The sequence below is a fragment of the Arhodomonas sp. KWT2 genome (assembly GCF_041949875.1).
Classification (GTDB): Bacteria; Pseudomonadota; Gammaproteobacteria; order Nitrococcales; family Nitrococcaceae; genus Arhodomonas; species Arhodomonas aquaeolei.
Genome location: NZ_JBHFPQ010000006.1, coordinates 2,501 through 5,398, shown reverse-complemented (window position 1 = coordinate 5,398; position 2,898 = coordinate 2,501). Strand labels below are relative to the sequence as shown.

Annotated in this window: 2 rRNA genes (1 of these 2 running past the window's edge); both read right to left on the bottom strand. The window is 57.6% G+C overall.

The features are described from left to right. Window positions 1-31 precede the first annotated feature (31 nt). A 5S ribosomal RNA gene (gene rrf, locus ACEZHJ_RS00095) occupies window positions 32-148 on the bottom strand. 108 nt (window positions 149-256) lie between these two features. Then, window positions 257-2,898, bottom strand: a 23S ribosomal RNA gene (locus tag ACEZHJ_RS00090) (it continues 251 nt past the right edge of the window).

The following is a 2,898-nucleotide window of genomic DNA, read 5'->3' as shown; positions in this document are numbered from 1 at the left end:
GCCATTAATGGCCGGGGGTTTAGGGATAAGAGCCTGGCGATGACCTACTTTCGCACCACAGCGAGGCGGCACTATCATCGGCGCGGAGTGGTTTCACTTCCGAGTTCGGTATGGGATCGGGTGGTTCCCACTCGCTATATTCGCCAGGCGAGCCGGTTGGCCTGAGCGCGGTTTTTTGGGCCGCGCGGGCCGTTTGATCGGGAAGTCGCACGCGCACTTGGACATGCGCATTGGTCTCAGACTGCTTGGGTGTTATATGGCCAAGCCGCACGGGCAATTAGTACCGGTTAGCTTCATGCATTACTGCACGTCCACACCCGGCCTATCAACGTGGTGGTCTTCCACGGCCCTTCAGGGGGATCGAGTCCCCGGGGAGATCTTATCTTGAGGGGGGCTTCCCGCTTAGATGCTTTCAGCGGTTATCCCGTCCGTACGTAGCTACCCGGCAGTGCCACTGGCGTGACAACCGGAACACCAGAGGTACGTCCACTCCGGTCCTCTCGTACTAGGAGCAGATCCTCTCAAATCTCCGACGCCCACGGCAGATAGGGACCGAACTGTCTCACGACGTTCTAAACCCAGCTCGCGTACCACTTTAAATGGCGAACAGCCATACCCTTGGGACCTGCTACAGCCCCAGGATGTGATGAGCCGACATCGAGGTGCCAAACTCCTCCGTCGATGTGGACTCTTGGGAGGAATCAGCCTGTTATCCCCGGAGTACCTTTTATCCGTTGAGCGATGGCCCTTCCATACAGAACCACCGGATCACTAAGGCCGGCTTTCGCCCCTGCTCGACGTGTCTGTCTCGCAGTCAGGCACCCTTATGCCTTTACACTCAAGGCGCGATTTCCGACCGCGCTGAGGGTACCTTCGCGCTCCTCCGTTACTCTTTGGGAGGAGACCGCCCCAGTCAAACTACCCACCACACACTGTCCCTGACCCGGATGACGGGCCTAGGTTAGAACCTCAAACATGCAAGGGTGGTATCTCAAGGATGGCTCCACCAGGACTGGCGTCCCGGTTTCAAAGCCTCCCACCTATCCTGCACAAGCAGGCTCGAAGTCCAGTGTGAAGCTGTAGTAAAGGTTCACGGGGTCTTTCCGTCTTGCCGCGGGAACGCAGCATCTTAACTGCGATTTCAATTTCACTGAGTCTCGGGTGGAGACAGTGGGGCCATCGTTACGCCATTCGTGCAGGTCGGAACTTACCCGACAAGGAATTTCGCTACCTTAGGACCGTTATAGTTACGGCCGCCGTTTACCGGGGCTTCGATCAAGAGCTTCGCCCCGAAGGGCTAACCCCATCACTTAACCTTCCGGCACCGGGCAGGCGTCACACCCTATACATCCTCTTACGAGTTAGCAGAGTGCTGTGTTTTTAGTAAACAGTCGCAGCCCCCTGGTCACTGCGGCCCCCCTCGGCTCCACCCGCAAGGGGTTTCACCTACTAGAGGCGCACCTTCTCCCGAAGTTACGGTGCCATTTTGCCTAGTTCCTTCACCCGAGTTCTCTCAAGCGCCTTGGGATGCTCACCCTGCCTACCTGTGTTGGTTTGCGGTACGGTCGCAGACTGCCTGGAGCTTAGAGGCTTTTCCAGAAAGCGTGGCGTCAGTGACTTCGCGCCCGTGGGCGCTCGTGCTCGCGTCTCGGCGTTGTCTGCCCGGATTTGCCTAAGCAGACCGCCTACACGCTTGAACCGGGACATCCGTCACCCGGCTCACCTAGCCTTCTTCGTCCCCCCATCGCAGCAGACTGCGGTACAGGAATATTAACCTGTTTCCCATCGACTACGGCTTTCGCCCTCGCCTTAGGGGCCGACTAACCCTGCGCCGATTAGCGTTGCGCAGGAAACCTTGGGCTTTCGGCGTGGGGGTTTTTCACCCCCATTATCGTTACTCATGTCAGCATTCGCACTTCCGATACCTCCAGCGGCCCTCACGGGTCCGCCTTCGGCGGCCTACGGAACGCTCCCCTACCATGCAAGCAAACGCTTGCATCCGCAGCTTCGGTACACGGCTTTAGCCCCGTTGAATCTTCCGCGCAGGCCGACTCGACCAGTGAGCTATTACGCTTTCTTTAAAGGGTGGCTGCTTCTAAGCCAACCTCCTGGCTGTCTGTGCCTTCCCACATCGTTTGCCACTTAGCCGTGATTTGGGGACCTTAGCTGGCGGTCTGGGTTGTTTCCCTCTTGACGACGAACGTTATCACCCGCCGTCTGTCTCCCGTGATTGCACTTCCCGGTATTCGGAGTTTGCATCGGTTTGGTAAGGCACGGATGCCCCCCTAGCCGAAACAGTGCTCTACCCCCGGGAGTGAGACACGAGGCGCTACCTAAATAGCTTTCGGGGAGAACCAGCTATCTCCGGGCTTGTTTAGCCTTTCACTCCGACCCACAGCTCATCCCCTAACTTTTCAACGTTAGTGGGTTCGGGCCTCCAGCGGGTTTTACCCCGCCTTCACCCTGGCCATGGGTAGATCGCCCGGTTTCGGGTCTACTTCCAGAGACTATACGCCGGTTAAGACTCGATTTCCCTACGGCTTCCCTAAACGGTTAACCTCGCCACTGAAAGTAAGTCGCTGACCCATTATACAAAAGGTACGCCGTCACCCTTGCGGGCTTCGACTGCTTGTACGCACACGGTTTCAGGTTCTATTTCACTCCCCTCTCCGGGGTTCTTTTCGCCTTTCCCTCACGGTACTGGTTCACTATCGGTCGGCAGGGAGTATTTAGCCTTGGAGGATGGTCCCCCCATATTCAGACAGGATAACACGTGTCCCGCCCTACTCGATTTCACGCATGGATCGCTTTCGCCTACGGGGCTGTCACCCACTATGGCCGGACTTTCCAGACCGTTCGGCTAGCGCACCACACGCTTAAGGGCTAATCCCCGTTCGC